General features: G+C 64.5%; 25 protein-coding genes. 13 read left to right on the top strand and 12 right to left on the bottom strand.

Going from position 1 to position 24,608, the window contains the following annotated elements; all coding sequences use genetic code 11:
• The first annotated feature begins 14 nt into the window (after positions 1-14).
• Entirely contained in the window at positions 15-1,085 is a 1,071-nt protein-coding gene (locus MUO32_RS10060; RefSeq protein ID WP_257948082.1) for a methionine ABC transporter ATP-binding protein, read from the top strand.
• A complete protein-coding gene (locus tag MUO32_RS10055; protein WP_257948081.1) occupies positions 1,066-1,722 on the top strand; it encodes a methionine ABC transporter permease in 657 nt (218 codons plus the stop codon). The genes MUO32_RS10060 and MUO32_RS10055 overlap by 20 nt, the downstream gene beginning before the upstream one ends.
• A 21-nt stretch (positions 1,723-1,743) precedes the next feature.
• Here MUO32_RS10055 and MUO32_RS10050 read toward each other — a convergent pair whose 3' ends face one another.
• The gene (locus MUO32_RS10050) at positions 1,744-2,988 is read right to left on the bottom strand and encodes an LVIVD repeat-containing protein (RefSeq protein ID WP_257948080.1); all 1,245 of its coding nucleotides are present in this window, start codon (positions 2,986-2,988) and stop codon (positions 1,744-1,746) included.
• 295 nt (positions 2,989-3,283) lie between these two features.
• Between MUO32_RS10050 and MUO32_RS10045 the strand changes: the two genes are divergently transcribed.
• Positions 3,284-3,919 (top strand): alpha/beta hydrolase, encoded by a 636-nt coding sequence (locus MUO32_RS10045; protein ID WP_257948079.1) that lies wholly within the window; start codon positions 3,284-3,286, stop codon positions 3,917-3,919.
• A gap of 18 nt (positions 3,920-3,937) precedes the next feature.
• Here the strand turns inward: MUO32_RS10045 and MUO32_RS10040 are convergent, their stop codons facing one another.
• The 3 genes from MUO32_RS10040 to tauA all read right to left on the bottom strand — a co-directional run bounded on the left by MUO32_RS10040 (position 3,938) and on the right by tauA (position 6,671).
• Positions 3,938-4,774, bottom strand: a complete 837-nt coding sequence (locus MUO32_RS10040) for an ABC transporter permease subunit (RefSeq protein ID WP_257948077.1) — start codon at positions 4,772-4,774, stop codon at positions 3,938-3,940.
• A complete protein-coding gene (locus MUO32_RS10035; protein ID WP_257948075.1) occupies positions 4,771-5,574 on the bottom strand; it encodes a taurine ABC transporter ATP-binding protein in 804 nt (267 codons plus the stop codon). Before MUO32_RS10035 ends, MUO32_RS10040 begins: the two co-directional genes overlap by 4 nt.
• A gap of 92 nt (positions 5,575-5,666) precedes the next feature.
• Positions 5,667-6,671: a taurine ABC transporter substrate-binding protein gene (gene tauA / locus MUO32_RS10030; RefSeq protein ID WP_257948074.1), complete on the bottom strand. Its 1,005-nt coding sequence runs from the start codon at positions 6,669-6,671 to the stop codon at positions 5,667-5,669.
• A gap of 498 nt (positions 6,672-7,169) precedes the next feature.
• Here tauA and MUO32_RS10025 point away from each other — a divergent pair, with 498 nt between their 5' ends.
• The gene (locus MUO32_RS10025; protein WP_257948073.1) at positions 7,170-7,634 is read left to right on the top strand and encodes an Rrf2 family transcriptional regulator; all 465 of its coding nucleotides are present in this window, start codon (positions 7,170-7,172) and stop codon (positions 7,632-7,634) included.
• A gap of 99 nt (positions 7,635-7,733) precedes the next feature.
• On the opposite strand, the gene MUO32_RS10020 is transcribed toward MUO32_RS10025, so the two are convergent.
• The gene (locus tag MUO32_RS10020; protein ID WP_257948072.1) at positions 7,734-8,795 is read right to left on the bottom strand and encodes an acyl-CoA dehydrogenase family protein; all 1,062 of its coding nucleotides are present in this window, start codon (positions 8,793-8,795) and stop codon (positions 7,734-7,736) included.
• 415 nt (positions 8,796-9,210) lie between these two features.
• Here MUO32_RS10020 and MUO32_RS10015 point away from each other — a divergent pair, with 415 nt between their 5' ends.
• The 7 genes from MUO32_RS10015 (at position 9,211) to MUO32_RS09985 (ending at position 16,477) form a co-directional block, all read left to right on the top strand.
• On the top strand, positions 9,211-10,548 hold the full coding sequence (locus MUO32_RS10015) for an FAD/NAD(P)-binding protein (RefSeq protein ID WP_257948071.1): 1,338 nt from the start codon (positions 9,211-9,213) through the stop codon (positions 10,546-10,548).
• A gap of 34 nt (positions 10,549-10,582) precedes the next feature.
• On the top strand, positions 10,583-11,068 hold the full coding sequence (locus MUO32_RS10010) for an Rrf2 family transcriptional regulator (protein WP_257948069.1): 486 nt from the start codon (positions 10,583-10,585) through the stop codon (positions 11,066-11,068).
• A 62-nt stretch (positions 11,069-11,130) separates the two neighbouring features.
• Complete coding sequence (locus MUO32_RS10005; RefSeq protein ID WP_257948068.1) at positions 11,131-12,447, top strand: FAD/NAD(P)-binding protein; 1,317 nt, start codon at positions 11,131-11,133, stop codon at positions 12,445-12,447.
• Between the two features lie 224 nt (positions 12,448-12,671).
• Positions 12,672-13,697 carry a sulfate ABC transporter substrate-binding protein gene (locus MUO32_RS10000; RefSeq protein WP_257948067.1) on the top strand — a complete coding sequence of 342 codons (1,026 nt, stop codon included), beginning with the start codon at positions 12,672-12,674 and terminating at the stop codon, positions 13,695-13,697.
• A gap of 5 nt (positions 13,698-13,702) precedes the next feature.
• Positions 13,703-14,566 carry a sulfate ABC transporter permease subunit CysT gene (gene cysT, locus MUO32_RS09995; RefSeq protein ID WP_257948066.1) on the top strand — a complete coding sequence of 288 codons (864 nt, stop codon included), beginning with the start codon at positions 13,703-13,705 and terminating at the stop codon, positions 14,564-14,566.
• A complete protein-coding gene (gene cysW / locus MUO32_RS09990; protein ID WP_257948065.1) occupies positions 14,556-15,410 on the top strand; it encodes a sulfate ABC transporter permease subunit CysW in 855 nt (284 codons plus the stop codon). Before cysT ends, cysW begins: the two co-directional genes overlap by 11 nt.
• A gap of 14 nt (positions 15,411-15,424) precedes the next feature.
• Positions 15,425-16,477, top strand: coding sequence for a sulfate/molybdate ABC transporter ATP-binding protein (locus MUO32_RS09985; protein ID WP_257948064.1), 1,053 nt, complete (start codon positions 15,425-15,427; stop codon positions 16,475-16,477).
• Between the two features lie 57 nt (positions 16,478-16,534).
• Here MUO32_RS09985 and MUO32_RS09980 read toward each other — a convergent pair whose 3' ends face one another.
• The 6 genes from MUO32_RS09980 to MUO32_RS09955 form a co-directional block, all read right to left on the bottom strand.
• Positions 16,535-17,059: a MarR family winged helix-turn-helix transcriptional regulator gene (locus MUO32_RS09980; protein ID WP_257948063.1), complete on the bottom strand. Its 525-nt coding sequence runs from the start codon at positions 17,057-17,059 to the stop codon at positions 16,535-16,537.
• 109 nt (positions 17,060-17,168) lie between these two features.
• Complete coding sequence (locus MUO32_RS09975) at positions 17,169-17,846, bottom strand: ABC transporter ATP-binding protein (RefSeq protein ID WP_257948062.1); 678 nt, start codon at positions 17,844-17,846, stop codon at positions 17,169-17,171.
• On the bottom strand, positions 17,846-18,589 hold the full coding sequence (locus MUO32_RS09970) for an ABC transporter ATP-binding protein (protein ID WP_257948061.1): 744 nt from the start codon (positions 18,587-18,589) through the stop codon (positions 17,846-17,848). The genes MUO32_RS09975 and MUO32_RS09970 overlap by 1 nt, the downstream gene beginning before the upstream one ends.
• Entirely contained in the window at positions 18,586-19,518 is a 933-nt protein-coding gene (locus tag MUO32_RS09965; RefSeq protein WP_257948060.1) for a branched-chain amino acid ABC transporter permease, read from the bottom strand. Before MUO32_RS09965 ends, MUO32_RS09970 begins: the two co-directional genes overlap by 4 nt.
• A gap of 2 nt (positions 19,519-19,520) precedes the next feature.
• A complete protein-coding gene (locus tag MUO32_RS09960) occupies positions 19,521-20,420 on the bottom strand; it encodes a branched-chain amino acid ABC transporter permease (protein ID WP_257948059.1) in 900 nt (299 codons plus the stop codon).
• A gap of 82 nt (positions 20,421-20,502) precedes the next feature.
• The gene (locus MUO32_RS09955; protein ID WP_257948058.1) at positions 20,503-21,798 is read right to left on the bottom strand and encodes an ABC transporter substrate-binding protein; all 1,296 of its coding nucleotides are present in this window, start codon (positions 21,796-21,798) and stop codon (positions 20,503-20,505) included.
• Positions 21,799-22,049: 251 nt separating this feature from the next.
• On the opposite strand from MUO32_RS09955, the gene MUO32_RS09950 reads away from it, so the two are divergent.
• The gene (locus MUO32_RS09950) at positions 22,050-22,736 is read left to right on the top strand and encodes a DUF2848 domain-containing protein (RefSeq protein ID WP_257948057.1); all 687 of its coding nucleotides are present in this window, start codon (positions 22,050-22,052) and stop codon (positions 22,734-22,736) included.
• A 195-nt stretch (positions 22,737-22,931) separates the two neighbouring features.
• The gene (locus MUO32_RS09945; RefSeq protein ID WP_257948056.1) at positions 22,932-23,633 is read left to right on the top strand and encodes a GntR family transcriptional regulator; all 702 of its coding nucleotides are present in this window, start codon (positions 22,932-22,934) and stop codon (positions 23,631-23,633) included.
• 22 nt (positions 23,634-23,655) lie between these two features.
• Here the strand turns inward: MUO32_RS09945 and MUO32_RS09940 are convergent, their stop codons facing one another.
• A complete protein-coding gene (locus tag MUO32_RS09940) occupies positions 23,656-24,585 on the bottom strand; it encodes a MerR family transcriptional regulator (protein ID WP_257948055.1) in 930 nt (309 codons plus the stop codon).
• Positions 24,586-24,608: the final 23 nt, after the last annotated feature.

The raw sequence follows: 24,608 nt of genomic DNA, 5'->3' as shown, positions 1-24,608 counted from the left end.
CGGAAGGACGCACAATGAACTCACATGTGACCTGGAGAGCGGCTTCCGCCACGACCGAAGAGGCGGATGTCATCCGTCTTGCGGACGTGCACCGGCGTTTTGGCGAAACGGCGGCACTGGACGGCGTGACGCTCAATGTCCGCCGTGGTGAAATCCTCGGCATCATCGGCCGCAGCGGTGCCGGAAAGTCGACCCTGATCCGCTGCCTCAACGGTCTCGAACGCCCCGATAGCGGCTCAATCGAGATCGAGGGCCGTGAGATCACCGGGCTCGGCGAGGCCGACCTGCAGCCGCTGCGCCGCCGTATCGGTATGATCTTCCAGCACTTCAACCTGCTTTCCGCCAAGACGGTGGAGGAGAATGTCGCACTGCCGCTGAAGATCGAGGGCTGGCCGAAGGCCAAGCGCCTGGCGCGCGCCGCCGAATTGCTCGAACTCGTCGGCCTCACCGGCAAGGCGAAGGCCTATCCGTCGGAGCTTTCGGGCGGCCAGAAGCAGCGTGTCGGCATTGCCCGCGCGCTTGCCGCCAAGCCTGCGCTGCTGCTTTCCGACGAAGCGACATCCGCACTCGACCCGGAAACCACCCGCTCGATCCTGGCGCTCCTGAAGGACATCAACCGCAAGCTCGGCCTCACCATCCTGCTCATCACGCACGAGATGGAAGTGGTGCGCGGCATCGCCGACCGCGTGACCGTGCTCGATGCTGGCCGGGTCGTGGAGGAGGGCCCGGTCTGGCAGGTCTTTTCGCGCCCGCAGGCCGAGACGACGCGCAGCCTGCTCAGCAGCATCCGTCCGCAACTCCCCGCCCATATCGCCGAAAAGCTGACGGCGGATGTCGGCGGCGAAGCGATCCTCGGCATCGATATTGCCGGCCCCGTCGCCACCGGTCCGCTGTTCCAGGGGCTTTCGCAGGAATTCCCCGGCGGCTACCGTCTCATCCATGGCGGCGTCGATCATATCCAGGAGCAGGCCGTAGGCCGCTTCTTCCTCGCGGTGCCGGCTGAGAAGACCGTCGGTCTCGTATCCTATGCAGAGCGCCTCGGCGCCCAGGTGGAGGTCCTCGGCCATGTCGCCGATCATGCTTGAACTTCTTTTCCGCTCGCTTTGGGAAACCGTCGTGATGACGGCCGCCTCCGGCATCATCTCGCTGGTCTTCGGCCTGCCGCTCGGGCTGGCGCTGGTGGCCACCGCACGCGGCGGGATCGCGGAAAACCTCTGGGTCAACCGCGTGCTCGGTGCCGTCATCAACGGCTTCCGCTCTGTGCCCTTCATCATCCTGCTGGTCGCGCTCATACCGGTGACGCGCCTCATCGTCGGTACGTCGATCGGCACCTGGGCGGCCATCGTGCCGCTGTCGATTGCCGCGACCCCCTATTATGCGCGCATCGCCGAAGTGTCGCTGCGCGAGGTGGACCGCGGTCTGATCGAGGCCGTGCGCGCCATGGGCGGCAACCGCTGGACGATCGTGCGCGAGGTGCTGGTCCCCGAGGCGCTTCCCGGCATCGTCGCGGGCTTCACCGTCACGTTGGTCACGCTGATCGGGGCTTCGGCCATGGCCGGAGCCATCGGTGCCGGCGGTCTTGGCGACCTTGCCATCCGTTATGGCTACCAGCGCTTCGAGACCTCCGTGATGGTCGCCGTCGTCGCCGTGCTCATCGTCATGGTCTGCGGCATCCAGTGGATCGGTGACCGTTGGGTCGCGCGGCTCGATCACCGCGGTTGAACAGACGATATGGCGGCCCGGTCAGCCGCCGTATTCGATAATCTCCAGGCCGGCATTGTAGTCGGTCGCGTAGATCAGGCCGCGCGCATCGACGAAGACATCGGCCGACTGGATGACTTTTGGCCGACCGGGGCGCCGGTCGGTCATCGTTCTCGGCGCGGCAGGCACCAGCGCCCCGGTCTCGATCGGCCGGTACGGGTCGGAAATGTCGAAGGCGCGGATGCCGGCATTCTGCCAGGTGGTGAAGACCAGCGTGTCGGAAACGAGCGATCCCGGCCGGTTCTCATGCAGGTTATGCGGTCCGAAATGGCCGCCCTTTTTCGTGTAGTCGATCTCGCCGGGGATCGGGAAGGTCGCGATGCTGATCGGGTTCGACGGTTCTCTGATGTCGAACACCCAGGTGTGCTTGCGCCCGTCCTCCTCATTGTCGGCCACGGCCTCGTCGGCAACGATCAGCAGGCCACGGTCCACCAGCGGCAAGGGCGAATGCGTACCGCCGCCATAGGGCGGGCACCAGTTGTGGTGCTTGATCAGTTTTGGCGCGGCGTGGTCCTTGATGTCGAGCAAGGTCAGCCCGCCGTCGCGCCAGCAGGCATAGGCGGTGTCGCCATGCACCAGAGCATGGTGCAGCGCATGGCGCCGGCCCTCCGGTGCCGCGGAAACCTCACCCGCCGCCGTGTGCATGCCCGGCAGCCACCAGCGGCCGACCAGTTCCGGCTTCGTCGGGTCGGCCATGTCGATGGTCACGAAGATGTAATCGCTGAAGCCCTCAAGCAGTGCCGAGGCATAGGCATAGCGCCCGCCGACATACCAGAGCCGGTGGAGGCCGACGCCATCCACGTCGAGCTGGCCGATCCTTCTCGGCCGGTCGGGTATGGAGATGTCATAGACCGTCATGCCGGCCGTCCAGGCCCGCGCCCGCTTCGCATTTGCGACCGTCTCGCCGACCGACTTGGTGTAGTAGGCCTTCTCGTCCGTGAAGGTCTCGACATCGGCAAAGAGATCGAGCGCGTTGATGACGAGCAGCAGGTCGTCGTGAGTCTGGAGGTGGATGTTCCAGGTGTTCGGAGGCGCGGGCACATAGGTGACGTTCCCCGGCCGCTTCGGGTCACGCACGTCGACGATCGAAAAACCCTGCGACCAGGGATGCGCCACATAGGCAAAGCCTTTGTTCACCATGAGCTGCAACCCATCGCCCCGCCCGCCGATATCGGAATGTCCAATCAGCGTCATGTTGCGGGCGAAATCGGGTTTCGGCAGGCTCATCGTGGCGGCTTTCTCTGAACGGGATGTGTGTCAGCTGCATGCGCTGGCATAGCCATTCTGGCAGTTGATCCAGCGACGGAACAAGCCTGCGTTTTGCGAAGAGAAACGGAGAAAAGGAAAATAATTCCAGGAGCTTGAGGTCGAGTTTCAGCCCGACCGCCGTTGTTTCCCAAGTGCGGGAATGGGGGCAATGAAATTCTATGTTTTTTAGAGACTATAGCAGCCGCTTTCTTATCAGCCCGGCCGTTTGCCCGCATCATTCGCCTATCCTGTTTGCGAAGAAAGGGGTGCCGCCATGCCGTCCATCGATATTCCCGTCGACACGCTGATCCTGCCTGGTCTCAACGGTTCGCCGGAAGGGCATTGGCAGCGCCATTGGGCGCAGGACAATCCGGGCAGCCGCGTCGTCGAGCAGGTCGACTGGGCCTGCCCGGATCGGCAGAACTGGTTTTCCGCGCTGGAACAGCAGGTGGAGATGACGGTCGGCGATATCTGGCTGGTCGGTCACAGCCTCGGTTGTGTGCTGGCGGCGCATTTCGCCGAAAGCCGGCTGGCATCCCGCATTCGCGGCGCGCTGCTCGTCGCGCCCTGCGACCTCGATACGACCGAGACGCTGCATCCCTGTATCATCCGGTTCGGCGCGATGCCGCGCCGCCGCCTGCCGTTTCCGTCGCTGGTCGTCGGCAGCCTCGACGATCCCTATATGCCGGTCGATCAGCTGCGCAGGGCGGCGCGTGCCTGGGGCAGCGATCTCGTCGATATCGGCAATGCCGGCCATATCAATGTCGCGAGCGGTTTCGGCCGCTGGACGGCCGGTTATGACTTTCTCGAACTCCTGAAGCTGCGTCGCGAGCGCGAACCCTTTGCCGCGACGGATGACGGCCGCCTTTTTACGGCGGCCGTCGCGGGTATGGGACTGGCGCTCAACTGAGCGCCGGCACATTTGCAGCTACCGGTGGGATGCCCAGGGCACCAGCCGGCGCTCGATGAGACGGGCGATATATTCCAGGAAAATCGCGATCAGCGCGATGACGATGATGCCGGATATCACGATGTCGGTGACGAGGAATTGTGCGGCCGACTGAATCATGAAGCCGATGCCGCTCGTCGCCGCCACGAGTTCCGCCGCCACCAGCGTCGTCCAGCCTGCGCCGAGCGCGATGCGGATGCCGGTGAGGATCGACGGCACGGCGCTCGGCAGCACCACTTCCGTGAGGACCTGTCGTTTGCCTGCGCCGAGCGAGCGGGCCGCGTTGATATGCTCCTTGGAGACGGCGCGCACGCCGGCCGAGGTCGACAGGATGATCGAGGGCAGCATGGACAGCGCGATGACCGTGATCTTCGAGGCCTCGCCGATGCCGACCCAGATGATGACGAGCGGCAGATAGGCGAGCGGCGGCAGCGGGCGCAGGAATTCGACGATGGGATCGAGGATGCCGCGGCCGACGCGGCTCGTGCCGATGGCCAGGCCGGCAGGAATGCCGATGATGATAGAGGCGATCAGCGCACCGAAGATGCGCGTGAGGCTCGCGCCGACATGTTCGGCGAGCGTCGCATCGACAAAGCCTTTCACCACGAGATTGTAGAGCGCGATGACCACCTGGCGGGGCGAGGGCAGGAAGACCGGCGAGACCAGCGCATAGGCCGAGGCAAGGCCCCAAAGGCCGAGGATGACGCCGACGGTGAGCGTGGAGATGAGCGCGGTGGGGATGGGCCGCGTGGCGCGCGCCGGCTCCGTGTCCTTCGCATCGATCGGCAGAACGTCAAGTTCGGTGGAAAGGATCATGCGGCAAGCTCCTCTTCGCCGGCGTGGATGAGACCGGTGAGCCCGGCATGCATGCGTTTGAAGATCGGCGAGGCCTTCACGTCCGCGACGGCGGCGCCGTTCAGGATTTCGGCATTGAAGCCGGCCTCGATCTCGGCCGTCAGACGGCCCGGATTGGGCGCAAGCACCACGACGCGCGTTCCGAGCAGCAGCGCCTCCTCGATACTGTGGGTGATGAGAACGGCGCCGGCACCGCTTTCAGCCTTGATGCGCAGGAGGAAGTCCTGCATGCGCGTGCGGGTCAGCGCATCGAGGGCGCCGAGCGGTTCGTCGAGCAGCAGGAAACGCGGTTCGGCGGCGAGCGCCCGGGCAATGCCGACACGCTGACGCATGCCGCCGGAAAGTTCCCAGATGCGCCGATCGCCGGCATCCGCAAGCCCGACGCGCGCCAGAAGCGCATCCGCCCTGGCGCGGCGTTCGGCGAGCGGAACGCCCTTCAGCTTCAGCGGGAAGGCGATGTTGTCGCGGGCATCCAGCCAGGGATAGAGCGCATCGTCCTGGAAGACGACGGCGCGGTCGGCGCCCGGCCCCGTGACGGGTGCGCCATCGACCGTGATGGTGCCTGACGTCGGCGTCAGGAAGCCGGCTGCAAGGTTCAGCAGGCTCGTCTTGCCGGAGCCGGAGCGGCCGATGATCGCCACCAGCTCGTCGGAGGCGACCTGCAGGTTGATGCCGTCGAGGACGCATTTGTCGCCCGTGCCGCCCCGGCCGGTTCTTGCCGGATAGGTGAGCGAGACGTTGCGGAATGTCAGGATGCTCATGGGGCCTCCGGGTTGGGATACCGTATCTCTGGCGATGGCCCGGCGGCGCTTGCGCGCAACCGGGCCACCTCCGCCGCAGGATTTTTGCCTGATCAGTAGGCGAGCTTGGTCGCGTCCGTGACCCAGCGGGTGGAGACGTAGGGCTTGTAGTCCGAGAGTGCGGCCGGGATCTTGCCCTGCTCGAGCAGGAAGGCCGAGGTGTCGGCAACCGCCTTCACGGTGCCGCCGCCGAGCAGCGCCTCGCCGGCCTGTTCTTCAAGCGTCGGGAAGATGTAGCCCTTGAGAAGGGCAGGAACCTCGTCCTGCTTGGCGCCGGTGAGGCGTGCGATCTTTTCGGCTTCCGGCGAGGTGGCGTTCCAGGCGTCCGGGTTGGCGCGATAGGCGGCGGTCGCGTCGCCCGTTACCTTGACGAAGGCCGTCACGACGTCGGGATGTTCTTCGGCGAACTTCTTGCTGACGATCCAGGCATCGAAGGTCGGGCCGCCCCATTCGGCGACGTCAGCCGAGGTCGCCAGAACCTTGCCGCTCTTCTTCAGCTCGGAAAGGACCGGATCCCAGACATAGGCGCCGTCGAGGTCGCCGCGTTCCCAGGCAGCCGCGATTTCCGGCGGGCGCAGGTTGAGGATCTCGACCGACTTCGGATCGACATTCCAGTGCTTCAGCGCCGTCAGCAGGCTATAGTGGGCGGTCGAGACGAAGGGGGTAGCGATCTTCTTGCCGGCGAGGTCTTCGGGCTTTTCGATGCCCTTGACCGCGAGCGCTTCCGCCTCGCTGATCAGGCCGACGACGAAGATCGTCTCGATCGGCAGTTCGCGGCTGGATGCGGCGGCGAGCGGCGAGGAGCCGACATAGCCGATATCGAGCGAGCCGGAGGCGATGGCCGCGATCACGTCGGCGCCGCCGTCGAATTTCTGCCAGTTGATCTTGGCGCCGGTCACCTTTTCGTAGGTGCCGTCGGCCTGGGGGACGCGCGACGGCTCGACGATCGGCTGGTAGCCGATATTGAGCGTCACCTCTTCGGCAAAGGCTGTGCCGAAGGATGCTGCCAGCGTCAACGCGGCGGTCGCGGCAAGCAGGGTTCTGCGGGTAATGGTCATGATGCTCTCCTCAAGTTGCCGTTGCCCGAGCGTTTTGGCGGGCCGGTAACTAGAGGTTATATATTCGATAAATTTAGTAGAGAAAATTTTGCCTCAATTTTCGGGCCGCGCGGCGATTGGTTTTGCGTTCATCCACGGCGGGAATGGAACAGGTTGTGCCCCTGAACCATTGCCCGCTGCAGGCGGCGAAAGCAAAAAGCTGCCTTCCAGGGGCCGGAGAGGGCGAAACATGATGCGGAATGATCACGTTGCAGGCGAAAACCCGCGAAAGGCTTGACAAGTCAGGCTGTTTTCCTTGCGACGCAGCGCACAAATAAATTATACCGTTTTTATATGTTTTTCGCACTTCGGTGCCTAGAATGAGCCGGAATCACCCGGCAAGAATGGATCCGGTCGATCTTCCCGAAGACGACGGACCGATCCGGGGACGCGACGTGCGCGTCCGCGCCGCCGGGCGTATCCGGAAAATGCAGATATGCTGATGGAAAGCAGGCGGACATGCTGACGAAAAAGGGAAAATACGGACTGAAGGCCCTGGTGGACCTGGCGCGGCTTGCGCCCGGTGAAACCGCTTTCGTCAGCGAGATCGCGCTGCGCAACAATATTCCGAAGAAGTTTCTCGACACGATCCTGCTCGAACTGCGCAATGCCGGCATGCTGCGTTCCAAGAAGGGGCCCGGCGGCGGCTATTCGCTCTCGCACGCGGCGTCCGAAATCCGCATCGGCCACGCCATCCGCGTGCTTGACGGCCCGCTCGCCCCCATCCGCTGCGCCAGCCGCACGGCGTTCGAGGCCTGCGAGGATTGCGCCGATCCGGATACCTGTCAGGTCCGCCGCGCCATGACCGATGTGCGCGACGCCATTGCCTCCATTCTCGATACGATGACGCTTGAACAGTTCGTCGCCGTTCCCGGCGCCGCCGCGATCATCGGCGAGGACGAGCTGGAAAAGCGCGCCGGCTGATTTGCTTTCACGGCCCGTCGGACGAGACGGGCCGAAGCGCTGCCGCCCGTCTGGAAATGCTTTAGCTTTCGTCCTCCGGCGCGTGCCGGTGCATCTCGATCAGCAGGCGGCCGCTTTGTTCCAGCGCGGCCAGCGACGCGGCCGAGAGCGCTGGCTCCGTTCCCGCCTTTTCAGATAACCCCGCTTGCCTGATGCCGTTCGTCGCCTCCTGCGCCACCGCCAGGGCGGCCGTCGCGGCGCGAAGGCGTTTGTCCGGTGCTGGCCGGCAAGGCCGATCTGGGCGGCGTCGATGGCGCGTCCGGCCTCTTCAGCCATGGCCTCCGCCGCGGCGAGGCGGGCGGAGAGGAGGCCGACGGCCAGCGGTTCCGGCGTGTCGTCCAGAACCTTTCGCAGCGCGCGGCGGCCGGCACCGAGATGGCGGCTTGCATCCAACAGGAGATCGAGCGCTTGCGGCACGGGCGGCTGCGGTGCATCGCCGGCCGCGTGGAGAAAGACGTCGCCGTCGATCAGCACGTCCTTGAACAGCACGGGCTCGGCGGGTTGCGCGCCGCCCGGTGCGGGCTCGCAGGTATTGGCAGCGTAGCGCAGACCCTCGATGCGCGTCGCAAGCAGAAGCCCCACCGTCTTGCCGGTATCGGCGCGCACGGGGATCAGCATCCAGTCGGCGTGGCGCGTGCAGGGTGTCGAGAGCGCCTCGCCGCTCAGCCGGTGCGTGAGGCCAATGATGGAGAGCGGCAGGGCGTCCAGTTCCACGCCATTGCGCCGGCCGGCGGCTCTCGCCAGCCGTGCGCCGGAGAGAGCGGCCGCAAAAAGCGTGTTGCGCTGTCCCTCCATGCCAAAACTGCGGATATGTTCGAGCGCGGTGAAATGCGCGGCGAGAATCTCGCCAAGCGCGGCCGAATGCGCCGCCGCCTCGGCGCAGACGCCGACGAGCACCGTGTTGGAAACATCGATGCCGCCATGTTCGGTCGGAACGGAAATGCCGAACAGACCGGAGCGGGACAGGAGATCGAGGCGGGCCTCGGCGGTGCTGTTGGCGGCCGGGCCTGAAAGGTCGAAGATGCCGGCGACCGTGCGGGCCACGGTCATCGCTTCGTCTTCGGTGCCGATAACGGCGGCGGTGCGGACCGGCCGGTCGAGCGCTGGTGAAATCGTACCCATGGCGTCAGCTCCTTGCGGAAGGTGGTTTCAGGGTGCGCAGGCTAGGTCGGGCAAAAGATCATATTCTATAGACATTGTATAGATCACTTTGGCGTCAGGCGCAAAGCCTGGGCCGCTTGACAGCGTGCGGCGCTCGCACTTTTCGCCGGGCAAATGCGGCCGCATCCCATGCCGGAAGAGAAAACCGGTAACCCGCCGCCTTGTTCCGGCTTCCGCTTCGCGCAGGTGAAAGCGCACACACAATAGCATCCGTCCCGACCGGTTCAAGCCACCCGATCGATCGGGCCTGACCCGCCCCGGAACCAAGTCGGCCATCTTGCCATTCCTCAGTCGAAAATCGCCATGGCAATAGTCTATAGATTTTATAGATATTAGTCGCTAGATTGATGACGTCATCCTCCGGGGAGGAAATGGTATGCGGAAAGACACGGATGTGGCGATCATCGGTTCCGGTTTTTCGGCCGTGGCGCTCGCGCTCAATCTCATTGAGCTGGCACCGCCGACGGCGCGAGTAAGCCTCGTCGGCGCAAGGGAACGGCAGGGCAGGGGCATTGCCTATGTAACAACGGCGGATTGCCATCGTCTCAATGTGCCGGCCGGGCGAATGAGCCTGTTTGCCGACCGGCCCGCGCATTTTACACATTGGCTGGTGGAAAACGGTCACGCCGCGACGGCGGACGATTTCGTGCCGCGCGGCCTCTATGGCGACTATGTCGGCGATTGCCTCGATGCCGCGTTGAAGCGCACGGCCAACCGCGCTGTGCTCACGCTCGTCGATGCCGAAGCGCTGCATGCGCAGGCGCTCGCGGACGGCGGACTGCTCTTCCAACTCTCTGACGGATCCGAACTTGCCGCGGGCATCTCCGCGCTCTGCACCGGGGCCGGCACGGGCCGGCTGCCGTTGCCGGACGAGGCCATTGCCGAGGAGGTTCGTCCGTTCATCGTGCAGAATCCCTGGATGGAACCGTGGTGGGACCGCATGCCCGAGGATGGCGACGTGCTTTTCGTCGGCACCGGTCTGACCATGGTCGATCAGTGCCTGCTGCTGGTGCGCAACGGTTTTCGCGGTAGGTTCCATGCCGTCTCCCGCAACGGTCTCCTGCCGGAAGCCCATCTCGGCCATCGTGCCGATCCGCTGCCGCCCGTGCTAGAGCCGGGGCGCGGCGAGGTCAGCGACATGCTGGCGACCCTGCGCGCAGCAGCGACGGCGACGCCGGACTGGCGCGCTGCGATGGATGGCCTCCGCCCCATCACACAGCAACTTTGGAAGAGCTGGACGCCGGGACAGCAGCGCCGGTTCCTCCGGCATGCCGCGCCCTTCTGGAATGTTCACCGCCACCGCATGGCGCCAGCGGTCGCGGCGGAAATCGCGACACTTCGCGAGACGGGCCGGCTTGTCGTGCATCGCGGAGGGCTGCAGGCCTTGAAGTCGGAAGAGAAGGGCATCGCCGCGACGGTGCAGGGCAAGGTCCTGTCGGCCGCTATGGTGGTCAATTGCACCGGTTTCGAGCGATGTACGGTGACGGCATCGCCGTTGCTTTCAAGCCTTGCCGCCCAAGGGATTGTCGAACCCGATCCGATCGGTCTCGGTATCGCGGTGGACGACAATTCCGCCGTTCCAGTCTCCGAAGGCCGCCTCTACGCGCTCGGCCCGCTCACCGCCGGCCGGCACTTCGAGATCACCGCCGTGCCCGATATCCGTGTTCAGGCCCGTGCCGTCGCGGGCCGCATCGCCGCCGGGGTCGCCGCATGAGAGGGCCGCGCCGCTGCAGGGATCGTCTTCGGCCATGATCTCGCAAAAATCCAAATATGCCCTGCGCGCGCTGCTTGCGTTGGCGCGGATCGCACCGGGCGAGACGATGCGCATCGCTGCCATCGCGGCGCGGGAGACGATCCCGAAGAAGTTTCTGGAACAAATCCTGCTCGAACTGAAACGGGCGGGTTTCGTCGCCAGCCGCCGGGGCAAACACGGTGGCTATCTCCTGCTGCGCAGCCCGGAAGAGATCGTCTTCGGTGATGTGCTGCGGTTGATGGAGGGGCCATTCGTGCCGCTCGGCTGCCTGTCGCGCGGCGGGCATCGCCCCTGCACGGATTGCCGCGACCGCAGGCTCTGCGCAGTCCGCCGCGTCTTTGCAAGGGTCGTCGCCGCGTCGGACGAAATCCTTGATGGCACGACGCTTTCCGACCTGCTTTCCGATCCCATGGGAGGGCTCGCCGGCGAGCCGGAAGAATGGTCGGGGGCAATGCGCCCTATTAGTCTAGTAAAAATGTAGAAAATGTTTGAAACTGCGCTATCATACCGTTCGGCTTCCATCGCGAAAGGAAAGGACAGGGCATGTTCTTTGAAAGAGGCGTAGGCGAAGACGGGCCTTGGCCGACAGGGGGGCCGATCCTGAAGATCGCCATCATCGGCGCTGGCCCGTCCGGCCTCGTCACGGCGATCGCGCTGATGAAGCGCCTGCACCGGCCCTTCGAGGCCTGGCTGATCGATGCCGAGGATGCGCCGGGCGCGTTCGGCAATGGCGCGGCTGGCATGGCGCCGACGACTGAGCCCGCGCGCGATCTATCCGTCGCGCCCGAACGGCCCGATGATTTTGCCGACTGGCTGAAGAGCAACTGGCTTGCCGATGGCACGATCGCGACGTTGCGTCGTCCCCAGGACCTGCATGTGCCGCGCGCGCTCTACCGCGATTATGTCATGGCGCGCTTCGGCGAGGCGCTCAGTTTGCGCAAGGACGTGCGCATCCGCACGTTTCGCGGCCATGTCCGGCACGTCGATATCGATGCTGCCATGCCGCGCCTCGTTTTCCGCGATGGCGAATGCGCCGATTTCGACCATGTCTTCGTCGCCACCGGTTTTGGCGTGGCGCAGCGCGAGGCTGCTTCCTGGCAGGCGGCCCATGCCGCCGCCGACCGGCTTTCCGGCCACGAGAATCCGCCGCCGCTGACACTCGTCGGCAACGGCCCGCGCCTTGCCGCCATCCTTCTTCACCTGCGGGCAAATGGCTATGCAGGCGACATCCATGTGGCCGCCGCAAGCGGCCGCCTGCCGCAACCCCATGTCCGGTCGCATGGCGGCATCGCCTTCGGCGAGCCGCCGGCCGGCCGGTCGCTCCAGGAGGCCTTTCGCTATGTCCGGCGCGAATGTCGAACGGCGGAGGCGCGCGAGGGCGGTCACTGGCAGGCCGTGGTCGATGCCGCTTCCGCCCGTCTTGCCGTCGTCTGGCGCAACTTGCCCCAGGCCGAACGCAACCGTTACCGCCGCCATCTCCTGCGCCTGCATCGCCATTTCTCCATCCGCCTCGCCGCCGACGTCCATCGGCGCCTCGGCACCGAAATCGAGACCGGTCGCACGCGCTTCGTTCCCCCGCGCTCCCTGAAATCCGCTGACGAGAACACCGTCGATTGCCGTGAGGTGCCATCCGCGCGGGCGCTTGCCGGCCTCTTGTCGCGCGATGCGGCGGCGCTGAGCATCGATGACGGCGGCCGTTTGTCGAACCATGGCGCGCCGGTGCCGGCACTTTCCGTGATCGGACCCATCGCCTCCAGCCTGCGGCCGGGGCCGTTCACCTTCGCGGAAACCGTGCGCCAAGCCTATCGCGCCGTCCTCGCTGCGACCCCGCACGGGCTTGCCCGGACCTCGCAGCCCTAAAAAAGTTTGGCGCGAGGCGCAAAAACGGTCATTTTCGGCGGATGCATTTTGCGCTTGGCAGGCGGTTTGCGAGATGAACCATGCGCGACCTGCGGGTAGAGGCAGGTCTTCCATTGCGTGGTTTCGGCTGGTTTGGAACCCGTTTTGCGAACTTTCCGGGCATTGTTGACTAACTCTACTAATTCAATAGGGTTTTGGTCGGGACAAGCATCCAGGAGGTTGAGATGTCGATTTTGGTAAAACGGGTGGGGGCATTGCTCCTGAGTGTCGGACTTGCGTTCGGCAGTGCAACGGCAACGCTGGCGGAGACGACGCTGCTCAACGTCTCCTATGACCCGACGCGTGAGCTGTACAAGGATTACAACGAGGCCTTTGCCAAACATTGGAAGGCCGAGACAGGCGAGGACGTCACCGTCCAGCAGTCGCATGGCGGTTCGGGCAAGCAGGCCCGCGCCGTGATCGACGGGCTCGAGGCCGACGTCGTGACGCTCGCTCTCGAAAGCGACATCAACGCCATCGTCGAAAAGAGCGGCAAGATCGCCAAGGACTGGCGCACGCGCCTTCCCAACAATTCTTCGCCCTACACGTCCACCATCGTGTTCCTGGTGCGTAAGGGCAACCCGAAGGGCATCCATAACTGGGGCGACCTCGTGAAGGGCGACGTGCAGATCGTCACCCCGAACCCGAAGACCTCGGGCGGTGCGCGCTGGAATTACCTCGCGGCCTGGGCCTGGGCGAACCAGGAATTCGGCGGCGATCAGGACAAGATCAAGGCGTATATCGCCGAACTCTACAAGCGCGCGCCGGTTCTCGACACGGGTGCCCGCGGTTCGCTGACCACCTTCGCCCAGCGCCAGATCGGCGACGTATTGCTGGCCTGGGAAAACGAAGCCTATCTCGCCGGTGCCGAATTCGGTGCGGACTCCTTCGACATCGTCGCCCCGCCGATCTCGATCCTGGCGGAACCCCCGGTCGCTGTCGTCGACGGCAATGTCGACGCCAAGGGCACCCGCAAGCAGGCGGAAGCCTACCTGACCTACCTCTATTCCGAGGAAGGCCAGAACATCGCGGCCAAGCATTTCTACCGTCCTTCGAAACGGGAAGTGGTAAAGCCCGAGTTGCTGCAACAGCTTCCCGACATTAAGCTGGTGACGATCGACGACCCGATCTTCGGCGGCTGGGCCAAGGCACAGCCCGAGCATTTCGGTGACGGCGGCGTCTTCGACCAGATCTACAAGCCGGGGAACTAAGTCCTTTGACGACATCTGCTGCTGCCTCCGGGCGGTGGCGACTGAGACAGCCGAGTGTCATTCCGGGTTTCGGACTGACGCTCGGCTTTTCGCTCGCTTACCTGACCCTCATCATCCTCATCCCGCTCGCCGGCCTCGTCTGGCGTTCCGCCTCGCTGACGGGTGCGGAGTTCCTGGCAATCCTTTCCGATGAGCGCACCATCAAGGCGCTCGAAGTGTCCTTCGGCACGGCCTTCGTCGCCGCGTTGATCAATGTCGTCTTCGGCGTGCTCGTCGCCTGGGTCATCGTGCGCTACGAGTTTCCCGGCCGGCGCATCGTCGACGCGATCGTCGACCTGCCTTTCGCGCTTCCGACGGCCGTCGCCGGCATCGCGCTTGCCGCGCTCTATGCGCCCAATGGCTGGGTCGGCCAGGTGCTGAACATCTTCGGCATCAAGGCCGCCTTCAACCCGACCGGCATCGTCATCGCACTCGTCTTCATCGGCCTGCCTTTCGTGGTGCGCACGGTGCAGCCGATCATGGAGGAGATCGACCGCGAGGTGGAGGAGGCGGCAGCAACGCTCGGCGCCAACCGTTTCCAGACCATCCGCCGCGTACTGCTGCCCGGTCTCGCTCCGGCAATCCTCACGGGCTTCGCGCTGGCCTTCGCCCGCGGTGTCGGCGAATACGGCTCGGTCATCTTCATTGCCGGCAATATTCCCTACGTCTCGGAAATCGCGCCGCTGCTCATCGTTATCCGGCTCGAAGAGTTCAACTACGGCGCGGCGACGGCGATTGCCACGATCATGCTGTGTCTTTCCTTCGCCATGCTGCTGGTGATCAACCTCATCCAGACGTGGAACCGCAGGAGGTACGGACATGGGGCGTAAAACCCTGCATTCGCCGACGACGGAAGTCCCGCTGGCGCGTTATGCGCTGATGGCGGCCGCCTTCCTGTTCCTGGCGCTCTTCCTCATCCTGCCGCTTGCGGCCGTCTTCATCGAGGCCTTTCGCAAGGGGCCCGGCGAGTTCTTCTCCTCGCTCGGCGATCCCGATACGCTGGCCGCCATCCGGCTGACATTGCTCGTCGCCGTCATCGCCGTGCCGCTCAACCTCGTCTTCGGCGTGGCGGCGGCCTGGGCCATCGCCAAGTTCGAGTTCAAGGGCAAGGCTTTCCTGACGACGCTGATCGATTTGCCGTTCTCGGTCTCGCCGGTCATTTCAGGCCTCGTCTACGTGCTGCTCTTCGGCGCCGGCAGCGTGCTCGGCCCCTGGCTGAAGAGCCACGGCATCGAGATCCTGTTTGCCGTGCCGGGCATCGTGCTGGCCACCGTCTTCGTGACCTTCCCCTTCGTCGCGCGCGAACTGATCCCGCTGATGCAGGAGCAGGGTACGGGCGACGAGGAGGCGGCGCTGTCGCTCGGCGCGAGCGGTTGGCAAACCTTCTGGTATGTGACGCTGCCCAACATCAAATGGGGCCTGCTCTACGGCGTGCTGCTCTGCAACGCCCGCGCCATGGGCGAGTTCGGCGCAGTCTCGGTGGTCTCGGGTCATATCCGCGGCCTCACCAACACGATGCCGCTGCATGTGGAGATCCTGTACAACGAGTACAATTTCGTCGCCGCCTTCGCGGTGGCGTCGCTGCTCGCTGCGCTGGCGCTCGTCACGCTCGTCGTCAAGACGGCCCTCGAACTTCACTACGGCGCGGAAATCGCGGCCGGCCGCAAGCATTGAAAGGCACGCCCTCTATGGACGTCAGTGTAAAAAACATCCGCAAGGAATTCGATCGATACCCGGCGCTGAACGACGTGTCGCTCGATATCCGCTCGGGCGAGCTGATCGCGCTTCTGGGGCCCTCGGGCTCCGGCAAGACGACGCTGCTGCGCCTCATCGCCGGCTTGGAGACGCCCACGCTCGGCAAGATCTATTTCGGCACCGAGGACGCCTCGCACCGCACGGTGCAGGAGCGCCATGTCGGTTTTGTCTTCCAGCACTATGCGCTTTTCCGCCATATGACCGTTGCCGACAACATCGCCTTCGGCCTGACGGTGCGCCCGCGCGGCGAGCGACCGCCAAAGGCCGAAATCCAGCGCCGCGTCGGTGAGCTTCTGGAGATGGTCCAGCTCTCCGGCCTCGAAAAGCGCTACCCGAACCAGCTTTCGGGCGGCCAGCGCCAGCGCGTGGCGCTCGCTCGCGCCATGGCGATCGAGCCGAAGGTGCTGCTGCTCGACGAACCCTTTGGCGCACTCGACGCGAAGGTGCGCAAGGAACTGCGCCGCTGGCTGCGCGAGTTCCACGACCGCACTGGTCACACGACGGTCTTCGTCACCCACGACCAGGAAGAGGCGCTGGAACTCGCCGACCGCGTGGTCGTCATGAGCCAGGGCAAGATCGAGCAGGTCGGTTCTTCCGACGACGTCTACGACCGGCCGAACTCGCCTTTCGTCTTTTCCTTCATCGGTGACAGCGCCAGCCTGCCGGTCAGCATCGAGGATGGTGCCGTGCGCTTCCAGAACGAGACGATCGGCATCGCCCCGCGCGGCGGCGATATCGCCTCCGGCGACGGCACGCTGTTCTTCCGTCCGCAGGATGTCGTGCTTGTCTCCGATCCGGCGACGCCGGCGCTGGAAGGCCGTGTCTCCACCTCCCGCCGCCTTGCCGGGACCCGCATAGCGGATATCGACGTCGGAAAGCCCGGTGAACCGCATCATGTGGAGATCGAGGTGCCGCTCGACGCGCAGGCCTCGACCGGCACGGTGCTCCGCTTCCGGCCGACCCGCTGGAAGACGTTCGCGGCATAAAACGGAAAGGCCGGCGGTGACGCCGGCCTCAGACGTCCGTGGCTCCATTCGGGGCTGTCAGGCGCGGCTGCGGCGTTGCTCGGCCAGATAGCGCAGCAGCGCCAGGCTTTCCTCCGTGCCGGAGACGAGTTTCGCGGCGATCTTCGCGAAGGCGCGGAATTCATCGGGGTCGAGCCCGGCGAAGATCGCGTCGTTGACGGGGCGCTGGGTTTCGGCAAGCTCGGCAAGCAGGGCGCGGGCCTTGCCCGTCACTTCGACGATGACACGGCGACCGTCTTCCGGATTGGCGAACTTGTCGACGAGCCCGGCTTTCACGAGCTTGGCCACCTCCAGTGTCACGAAGGCGCCGGACTGGTGCAGGTGATCGCTCACCTGGCTGATGCCGACATCGGCATCCTTGGACAGGTGCTCGATGGCGATGAGGATGGAGAAGGCCGGTCCCGAAAGACCGATCACCTCGCCGAGCCGGTTGCGGATCTCAAGCAGCCGGGTGCCGAAGCCCAGCGCATCGTGGATCATCTGGCGGAACGGCGCGTCATCGCCGTCCTGAAGCAGTTCGGGCCTGTTGATCGTCACTGGCATAAAAGCGTCCTTCAGCTTTGCGAAATACCTAGCTGAAACCGGTATATAGGGTAACCGCTGTCAAAACAAAGGAGGCCGAGCGGGCGTCGAACCCGCTCGATTGGCGCGATCATGCCGCCTCCGATTCACGCGACTGAAGCGTGACGGCGCCGCGCTCGATGAGCAGCGTCTCGTCCGCCACCGATTTCAGCAGGTTCGGGCTGGATTCGGTGATCAGCAGGGTGAGATCGCGCATGGTCTCGCGCAACCGCGAGAGCGTGCGGGCATAGTCGAGCGCCAGCGCCGGGGCGAGGCCCTGGAACGGTTCGTCGAGCATCAGCAGCTTTTCCGCCACCATCAGCGCCCGGCCGAGCGCCACCATCTTGCCCTGGCCGCCCGAGACGCCATTGCCGGGACGCGCCCGCATTGCGTGCAGTTCGGGCAGCAGCGCATAGACCTTTTCCAGCCGGCGTTTGATTTCGCCCGGCGGTAGCTTCAGCGCCTGTCCGGGTAGGATGATATTGTCCTCGACGGAAAACTCCGGGATCAGCCGCCGATCCTCCGGCGCATAGCCGATGCCGGCAGGGGCGCGGGCGAAGGCGGGCAGCGGCAACAGCTGCTTGCCGTCGAGGGTGACTGAGCCGGATTCGGCCGGCGTGAGTCCCATGATTGCGCGCAGCAGCGTGGTCTTGCCGGCACCGTTACGGCCGATCAGCACGGTGGTCGCACCGGGCTTCAGCGAAAAGGTGACGTCGCGCAGGATTTTTGCGCCCGCCAGCGAGACGTTGAGGGAAGAGACGGTCAGCATCAGGCCACTCCAATCACGTTTTCGATGACGCGGGCATCCTTGAACACGGTTTCCGGCTTGCCTTCCGCCATCACCCGGCCCGCTTCCCAGACGACGACGCGGTCCGCATAACGCTCGACGACATCCATGTCGTGCTCGACGAAAAGGGCGGAAACCTTGGCTTGTCGCAGCGCGCCCATCAGCGTTTCCATCAGTGCAAACCGCTCCAGCGCGCTGACGCCGCTGGTCGGCTCGTCGAGCAGCACCAGCCGGGGTTTTAGCGCGAGCGCAATCGCGATATCCACCAGCTTGCGCCGGCCTTCCGGCAGCGTCGAGGCGAGTGTGGGCGCGCAATCGGCAAGGTTGAACATGGCAAGCAGCGCCATGGCCTCGTCGCGGTAGGCAGGCCGGTCGAGTGCCTTGCCCATCTGCCACAGGCCCTCGCGCGAGGCGATCGCCAGCATCAGGTTGGTGAGCACGGTCTGGTCGAGGAAGAGCTGCGGGATCTGGAAAGCACGCGCGATGCCCTTGCGGGCAATGGTGCGCGGCGGCAGGCGGGTGATCGGCTTGCCGTCGAGGTAGACCTCGCCCTCGGACGGACGGATATAGCCGGTGCAGAGGTTGAGGAAGGTCGTCTTGCCGGAACCGTTCGGGCCGATGATGGCGAGGAATTCACCCTCGTCGATATGCAGGTCCACGCCATTGGCGGCTTTGACCGCGCCGAAGGTGATGTGCAGGTTCTTTGCTTCGAGAAGCACGGTCATGCGGCGTCTCCCTTCTTCGCCGGACGAATGAAGCCGATCAGGCCCTTGGGCATGAAGAAGATGACGCCGAGCAGGGCGGTACCGACGATCATGTTCCAGGCATCGGTGACGCCGGCGGCGAGCGTGTGCACCAGTTCGAGGAAGACGGCGCCGACGAAGGGGCCGCCAATGCCGCTGATGCCGCCGAGCACGGCGACGAGCACGAGATGGCCGGAATCTGTCCAATAGGCCATGTCGGGCAGCACATGGCCGATGGTCATGGCGGCAAATGTACCGCCGATGCCGGCGAGCAGCGCCGAGAGGCCATAGGCGATAAGCAGCACGCCGCGCACCGGAATGCCGAGATATTCGAGGCGGATTTCATTGGTGTGAACGGCCGACAACGCCTCGCCAAGCGGGCTCTTGAAATAGGCGTTGACGGCAAAGCCGGCGAGAACCATCGCGGCGATCGACGCATAAAACAGGAAGGTCGCAACGGCCTTGGCTTCGAGCACCATTCCGAGCACGGTCGGCGTGCCGACGCGCAAGCCGTCCGTGCCGCCGGTGACGCCGTAGAATTTGGAGAGCAGCGAGAACAGCACCATGGAAATCGCCAGGTTCAGCATGGCGAAGAAGATGGCGCGGTAGCGCACCACGTAGACGCCGATCAGCAGGCCCGCGGCAAGCGAGATGACGGCGGAAATCAGGATCAGGGCGAAGACATCGGTGATGCCGAAATCCCGCATGGCGAAGGCCGTGGCATAGGCGCCGATGGCGAAGAACATGGCATGGCCGATGGAGATCAGCCCGCCGCGCAACAGGATCGCGACGCCGAGGGCGGCAAGACCCTTGGCGATGGCGAGGGTCAGCACGAATTCGAGCCAGGGAAAGGCGAAGGTGGCCGCGACGAGGGCAATGATGGCGCCGCCAGCGAGGGGAAGAAGAGGCATGGTCAGATCTTTCTCGTCGTTGCGGAGCCGAACAGGCCGTAAGGACGGACCAGAAGCACGAGCAGCATCACCAGATAAGGCGCGACCGCATCGAGTTCGGGAGCGAAATAGATGGTGAGTACCCGGGCGAGTGCCACGATGACGGCGGCGACCGCCGCCCCCTCGATCTTGCCGAGCCCGCCGATGGCGGCGACCGCGAAGGCGAGCACCATCGTATCGGCGCCGAGCCCCGGCGAGACGCCGGCCTGCGGCACGGTGAGCGCGCCACCAAGGGCTGCGAGGAACACGCCGAGGCTGAAGGCGATCATGAAGACGCGGTTGGTGTTGATGCCCATCGCCTGCGAGATTTCACGGTCGGCGACGACGGCGGCGATCAGCTTGCCGATGCGCGTATGGCCGATGAAGAGCTTCAGGCCGACGAACAGTGCGGCGGCAAGCAGGATCAGCACGAGCTGGTAGGTGAGGTAGACCACACCGCCGATCTCGATGGAGCCGAGCAGTTGCACCGGCGTGTCCTCGTAGAAGGAATCGACGCCGAAGACGATGCGCTGCAGGTCTTCGAGGATGAGGAACAGGCCGAAGGTGACGAGGATCTGCACCGCCTCCGACTTGCCGTAGGTCCAGCGGATCAGCGTGCGCTCGATCACCGGACCGACGATGACGGCGACCAGCGCGGCACTCAGCACCAGGCTGACGAAGGTCAACCAGCCGGGGAGCCCCGCGCCGACCACCCAGAGACCGAGCGAAGCGGCCGCATAGGCACCGATCGAATAGAAGCTGCCATGCGCGACGTTGAGCACGCGCAGCACGCTGAAGACGAGGGTGAGGCCGACGGCGACCAGGAAGATGAGCGCCGCATTCGCCAGACCGTCGATGAGAAGAGGGACGATGGTTTCGAACATTTTGTGACCCCGCGCGCACGGCATCCTGCGCATGCGCTTGATGGAGGGCGCGGGGCAAAACCCCGCGCCGGCTGTGGCGTGCTTACTTGTAGGAGCCCGGCTGCGGCAGCTTGGCGGGCAGGTCGGCGGCGAGCGTGCCGATCCAGGCGATCGGGTCTTCGCCGGCCGGCGGCATCAGGTCGGCGCCCTTGTAGCGCACCATGTCGCCGATGACCGGACCGTCATGGCCGTCTGCCTTGGCGGTGACGCCGATGATCTGGTCGACCACGCCGTCATTGTCCGCGCGGGTCTGCATCGTGCCGGTCAGCGTCTTCACTTCGCTGCCCTTCATGGCGCCAGCCACCTCTTCGCGGGTGGGCCACTTGCCGCCATTGCCGGCCATCGCCTTCTCGTAGGCGGCTTGCACATAGAGGAAGCTGTTGGCCATCTTCATTGCCGGGAAGACCGGCCACTTGCCGTATTTCGCCTTGTAGGCGTCGGCGAATTCCTTGGTCTCCGGATTGGCGGCCGCATCCGGCGACATCCACCAGCCATCGCCCAGCACACCGACGATCACGCCCTCGGGGATCTGCACGTTCTGCATGGAGGATTCGCCAAGTGCGAGGACCGCCTGGGAAGAGCGGAAGAGACCGCGCGGGCTCGCCTGGCGCACGAAGTTTTCGAGGTCGCCACCCCAGAGATTGGAGAAGATCACATCGGGACGGGCGGCCGTCAGACGCGAAATTTCCGTCTGGTAGGTGCCGGCGCCGAGTTTTGGAAAGAGTTCGGCGACGACTTCGACGTCCGGCTTGAACGCCTTTATCGCACTCGTAAAAATCTTTGCCGCGTCATGACCGAAGGCATAGTCCGGGTTGATGATGGCAATGCGCTTCACATCGGGCTTCACGGCGATGAGATAGGCCGCATAGGCGACGAACTCCGGCACGGTATTGCCGTTCGGCCGGAAGAAATAGGGATGCGCGTCCTTGAGGTAGAGCTGGTGCGTGTCGCAATTCCAGCCGACGGTCGGGATCTTCATCTGGTCGCTGACCGGGGCAAGCGCCATGCAATTGCCGGAGGAAAGCGCGGCGATCATCACCTGGGTTGCGGCATCGCCTGCAAGCTTGCGGTATTCGGCGATCACACCCTCGGTGCCCTGGCCCTCGTCGACATAGGTGGCAGAGAGCGGCACCCCGCCGATGCCGCCCTTGGCGTTGATGCGCTCGATCATCAGTTCGGCGGCATCGCGGCCCGGCTTGCCATAGGCGGCGGTGCCGCCGGAGGTGAAGCTGAACACGCCGACGCCAAGCGCGGCCGGCTTTTCCTCAGCCAGCGCCGGGCCGACGAGCAAGGCGGCGGCCGCGACGGCCGAGCAAAGAATTTTTCGGTAGCTGATCATCTCATTCCCTCTTGTTGGCCCGGGTTGCACCGGGTTCCGGTTGTTTTCGGCCATGCGGCATCGCCGCCCGAAGCGGTGCTCCGGAGCTGAGTTCGGCGTCGGTTTTCCTCGTCCAGCGCTCTGTTTTTGATGATTGCGTAATCGCATTTCATATGCAAGATAAAACTGCAGTGAAATATCACTGACATTTAATTTTGTAGCAAAGCGATGTTAACAAGTAGCCGGGACGGCTGTCTAGGGAGTAACTGCGCATGACGACACTCAATCTCACGCTGGAAAGCCGCGACGGCCGCGCACCGGTCACCATCGACGTCGAAAATCTGGTGATCGCCGGCTGGGCCGGCCGCAACAAGGAGGCGATGGAGCATCACATCCGCGAGTTGGAGGCGCTTGGCATCGCCCGCCCCGCCGCAACGCCGACCTATTACCGCGTCGCCGCGGCGCGTCTCTCCACGGCTAAGTCCATCGAAGACGTCGGTGGGGCCGGCAGCGGCGAGGTGGAGGCTCTCCTGATTGCCAAGGACGGCAAGCTGCATGTCGGCGTCGGCTCCGACCACACCGATCGCAAGGTCGAGGCCTATGGTGTCACCGTCTCCAAGCAGGTCTGCGACAAGCCGGTCGCCACCACCGTCTGGCCCTTCGAGGAGGTGGCGGACCATTGGGACGACCTGATCCTGCGCAGCCATGCGGTCATCGACGGCGTGCGCGTGCTCTACCAGGAAGGTCGCCTCTCAGGCCTTCTGGCGCCGGCGAACCTGATCGGTGGCTGGGCGACGGATGGAACGCTTCCCGACGGCACCGCGATGTTCGGCGGCACCATGCCGGCCATCGGCGGCGTGCGCCCGGGCACGCGCTTCGAGGGCGAACTGGAGGATCCGGTTTTGCAACGCAAGATCGCTTTCGGCTATGACGTGAAGACGTTGCCCATCGCGGGGTGATTCCCGGCTGGAGCATTTCCAGCCGAAGCGGCATCGCTTTAGCGTCGGACAATGCGGTAGAAACAAAATCCTGTAGCACTTCCGCTGAGCCGATTTTCACCGGAGTTGCTACAGGCGCCCCGCTTGTCTCGGACCGGCAAGTCGATACTAATCGGCCTGCCGACCCTCACGGGCGGCGAGTGAAGGAAGGCGGACATGACAACGACGACCGATGCGATTGCGGAGACCGATGATGCACCGCTCGCCCCGCGCAGGCGCGGCGACCCCGTCGTTTCCCTGCGTGATACGGCCTATGAGGCCATCAAGCGCCGCATCATCACCTGCGACCTCAAGCCCGGCGAGGTGCTGAGCGAAGGCATGCTGAGCAGTGAGCTCAACATCGGCCGCACCCCCGTCCACCAGGCCATCGACCGGCTTGCGGCGGACGGGCTGATCGACGTGCTGCCGCGCAAGGGCATAATGGTGAAGCCCATAAGCCTCAACGAAATCTTTGACATCATCGACGTGCGCCTCGTCAACGAGGCCTTCTGCGTGCGAAAGGTGGCGGAACTGGCCGAGCCCGCCGATCTCGCCCGCCTTTCGGAAAACCTCGACGCCACCTGGCAGGCCGCAAAAGACCGCGCGATCGAGGCCATGATGAACCTCGACCGCGCCTTCCACGCCCTTCTTGCGACAAGCTCGCGCAATTCCATGCTGCCCGACATCATGGGCAACCTGCACGACCGCTCGACACGGCTGTGGTTCATCTCGCTGCGCTCCAACGAGCACCATGTGCGCGTCTGCGAGCAGCATGCAGCAGTGGTGGAAGGCATCCGCAAGCGCGATCCCGATCAGGCGGAGAGGGCGATTCGCGAGCATATCGAGGCGTTCAGGGAAAACATCGTCCGGCAGTTTTGAGGCGGCTTCAAAAACGGTTCGCTTATCGCTCCGGTAGCGCCTTCAAGGCGTCATTGAGCCAGGTCCAGGCCGTGAGGTCGGCCTCCGCCAACGGTTTGCCCTGCAAAATGGCATGCAGCTCGCGATAGCGGGCGGTTCGGCCAGCGTTCTTGTCATACTGGGCGATATGCCAGTCGATGAACGAACGATCGGCCTCCCGTCCCATCGCCAGAGCGGATTTTGCAAGCCAAGTCTCCGCGATTGCCCGGGCTTCGGCGCTCTGGGGCCGAATGCCGGTCGACACACCGTTTTTGGCCGCTTCATAGGCCTCGATCGAAGCGGCTTGATAGGCCGCGGGGTCGAGTGCGCCTGTCCAGAACGCCTGCATTTCAACACGCATTTCGCGCGCGAAATCCCTGTCGACCAGCAGGGCGGAAAGCTCGTCCCAGGCTTCGATCTGCTCGGCGGTCGGATCATCGGGCAATGTGGGCACGCTGGCCTCGATGAGGCTGCGCCGCTGTTCACCGTCAAGCTTGGTACCTTCTGCAATGACGCCTATGAAATTCTCCACGAGGGTCTGCATTTGCCGATGGCTGTGTTTGCTCATGGTCCAAATCCTTCTGAGGTCCTCGTGGGACGGGTTTGGAAAACGAAGAACAGCACGCAGAACGCCCGCCGCCCGCCGCTTGGAGGCAATCTCCGCCTCGAGGATATCGAGCCGTGTTTGCAGCAATTCACCAAGGGAAAGCTTTTGGCGGAACAGATTGCCGATCAGTTCCAGCCCGACGCCGGCCTCGCGAAGCGCTCGGATGAGCTCAAGCTTCGCAAGGTCCGTGTCGGTGTAGATGCGGTAGTTGCTTTCGGTCCGCAGGCTTGGGGGCAAAAGGCCCTTGTCGGAATAGAAGCGGATGCGCCTTACCGACTGCCCGGAAATGCTGGATACTTCGCCAATCGTGTAGAACTTCGTTTCCATGGCGAGGTCATTACGGCCTCCAT

The organism is Shinella sp. CPCC 101442 (assembly GCF_024704725.1).
Taxonomy (GTDB): domain Bacteria; phylum Pseudomonadota; class Alphaproteobacteria; order Rhizobiales; family Rhizobiaceae; genus Shinella.
This window is presented reverse-complemented; position numbering and strand designations above follow the sequence as displayed.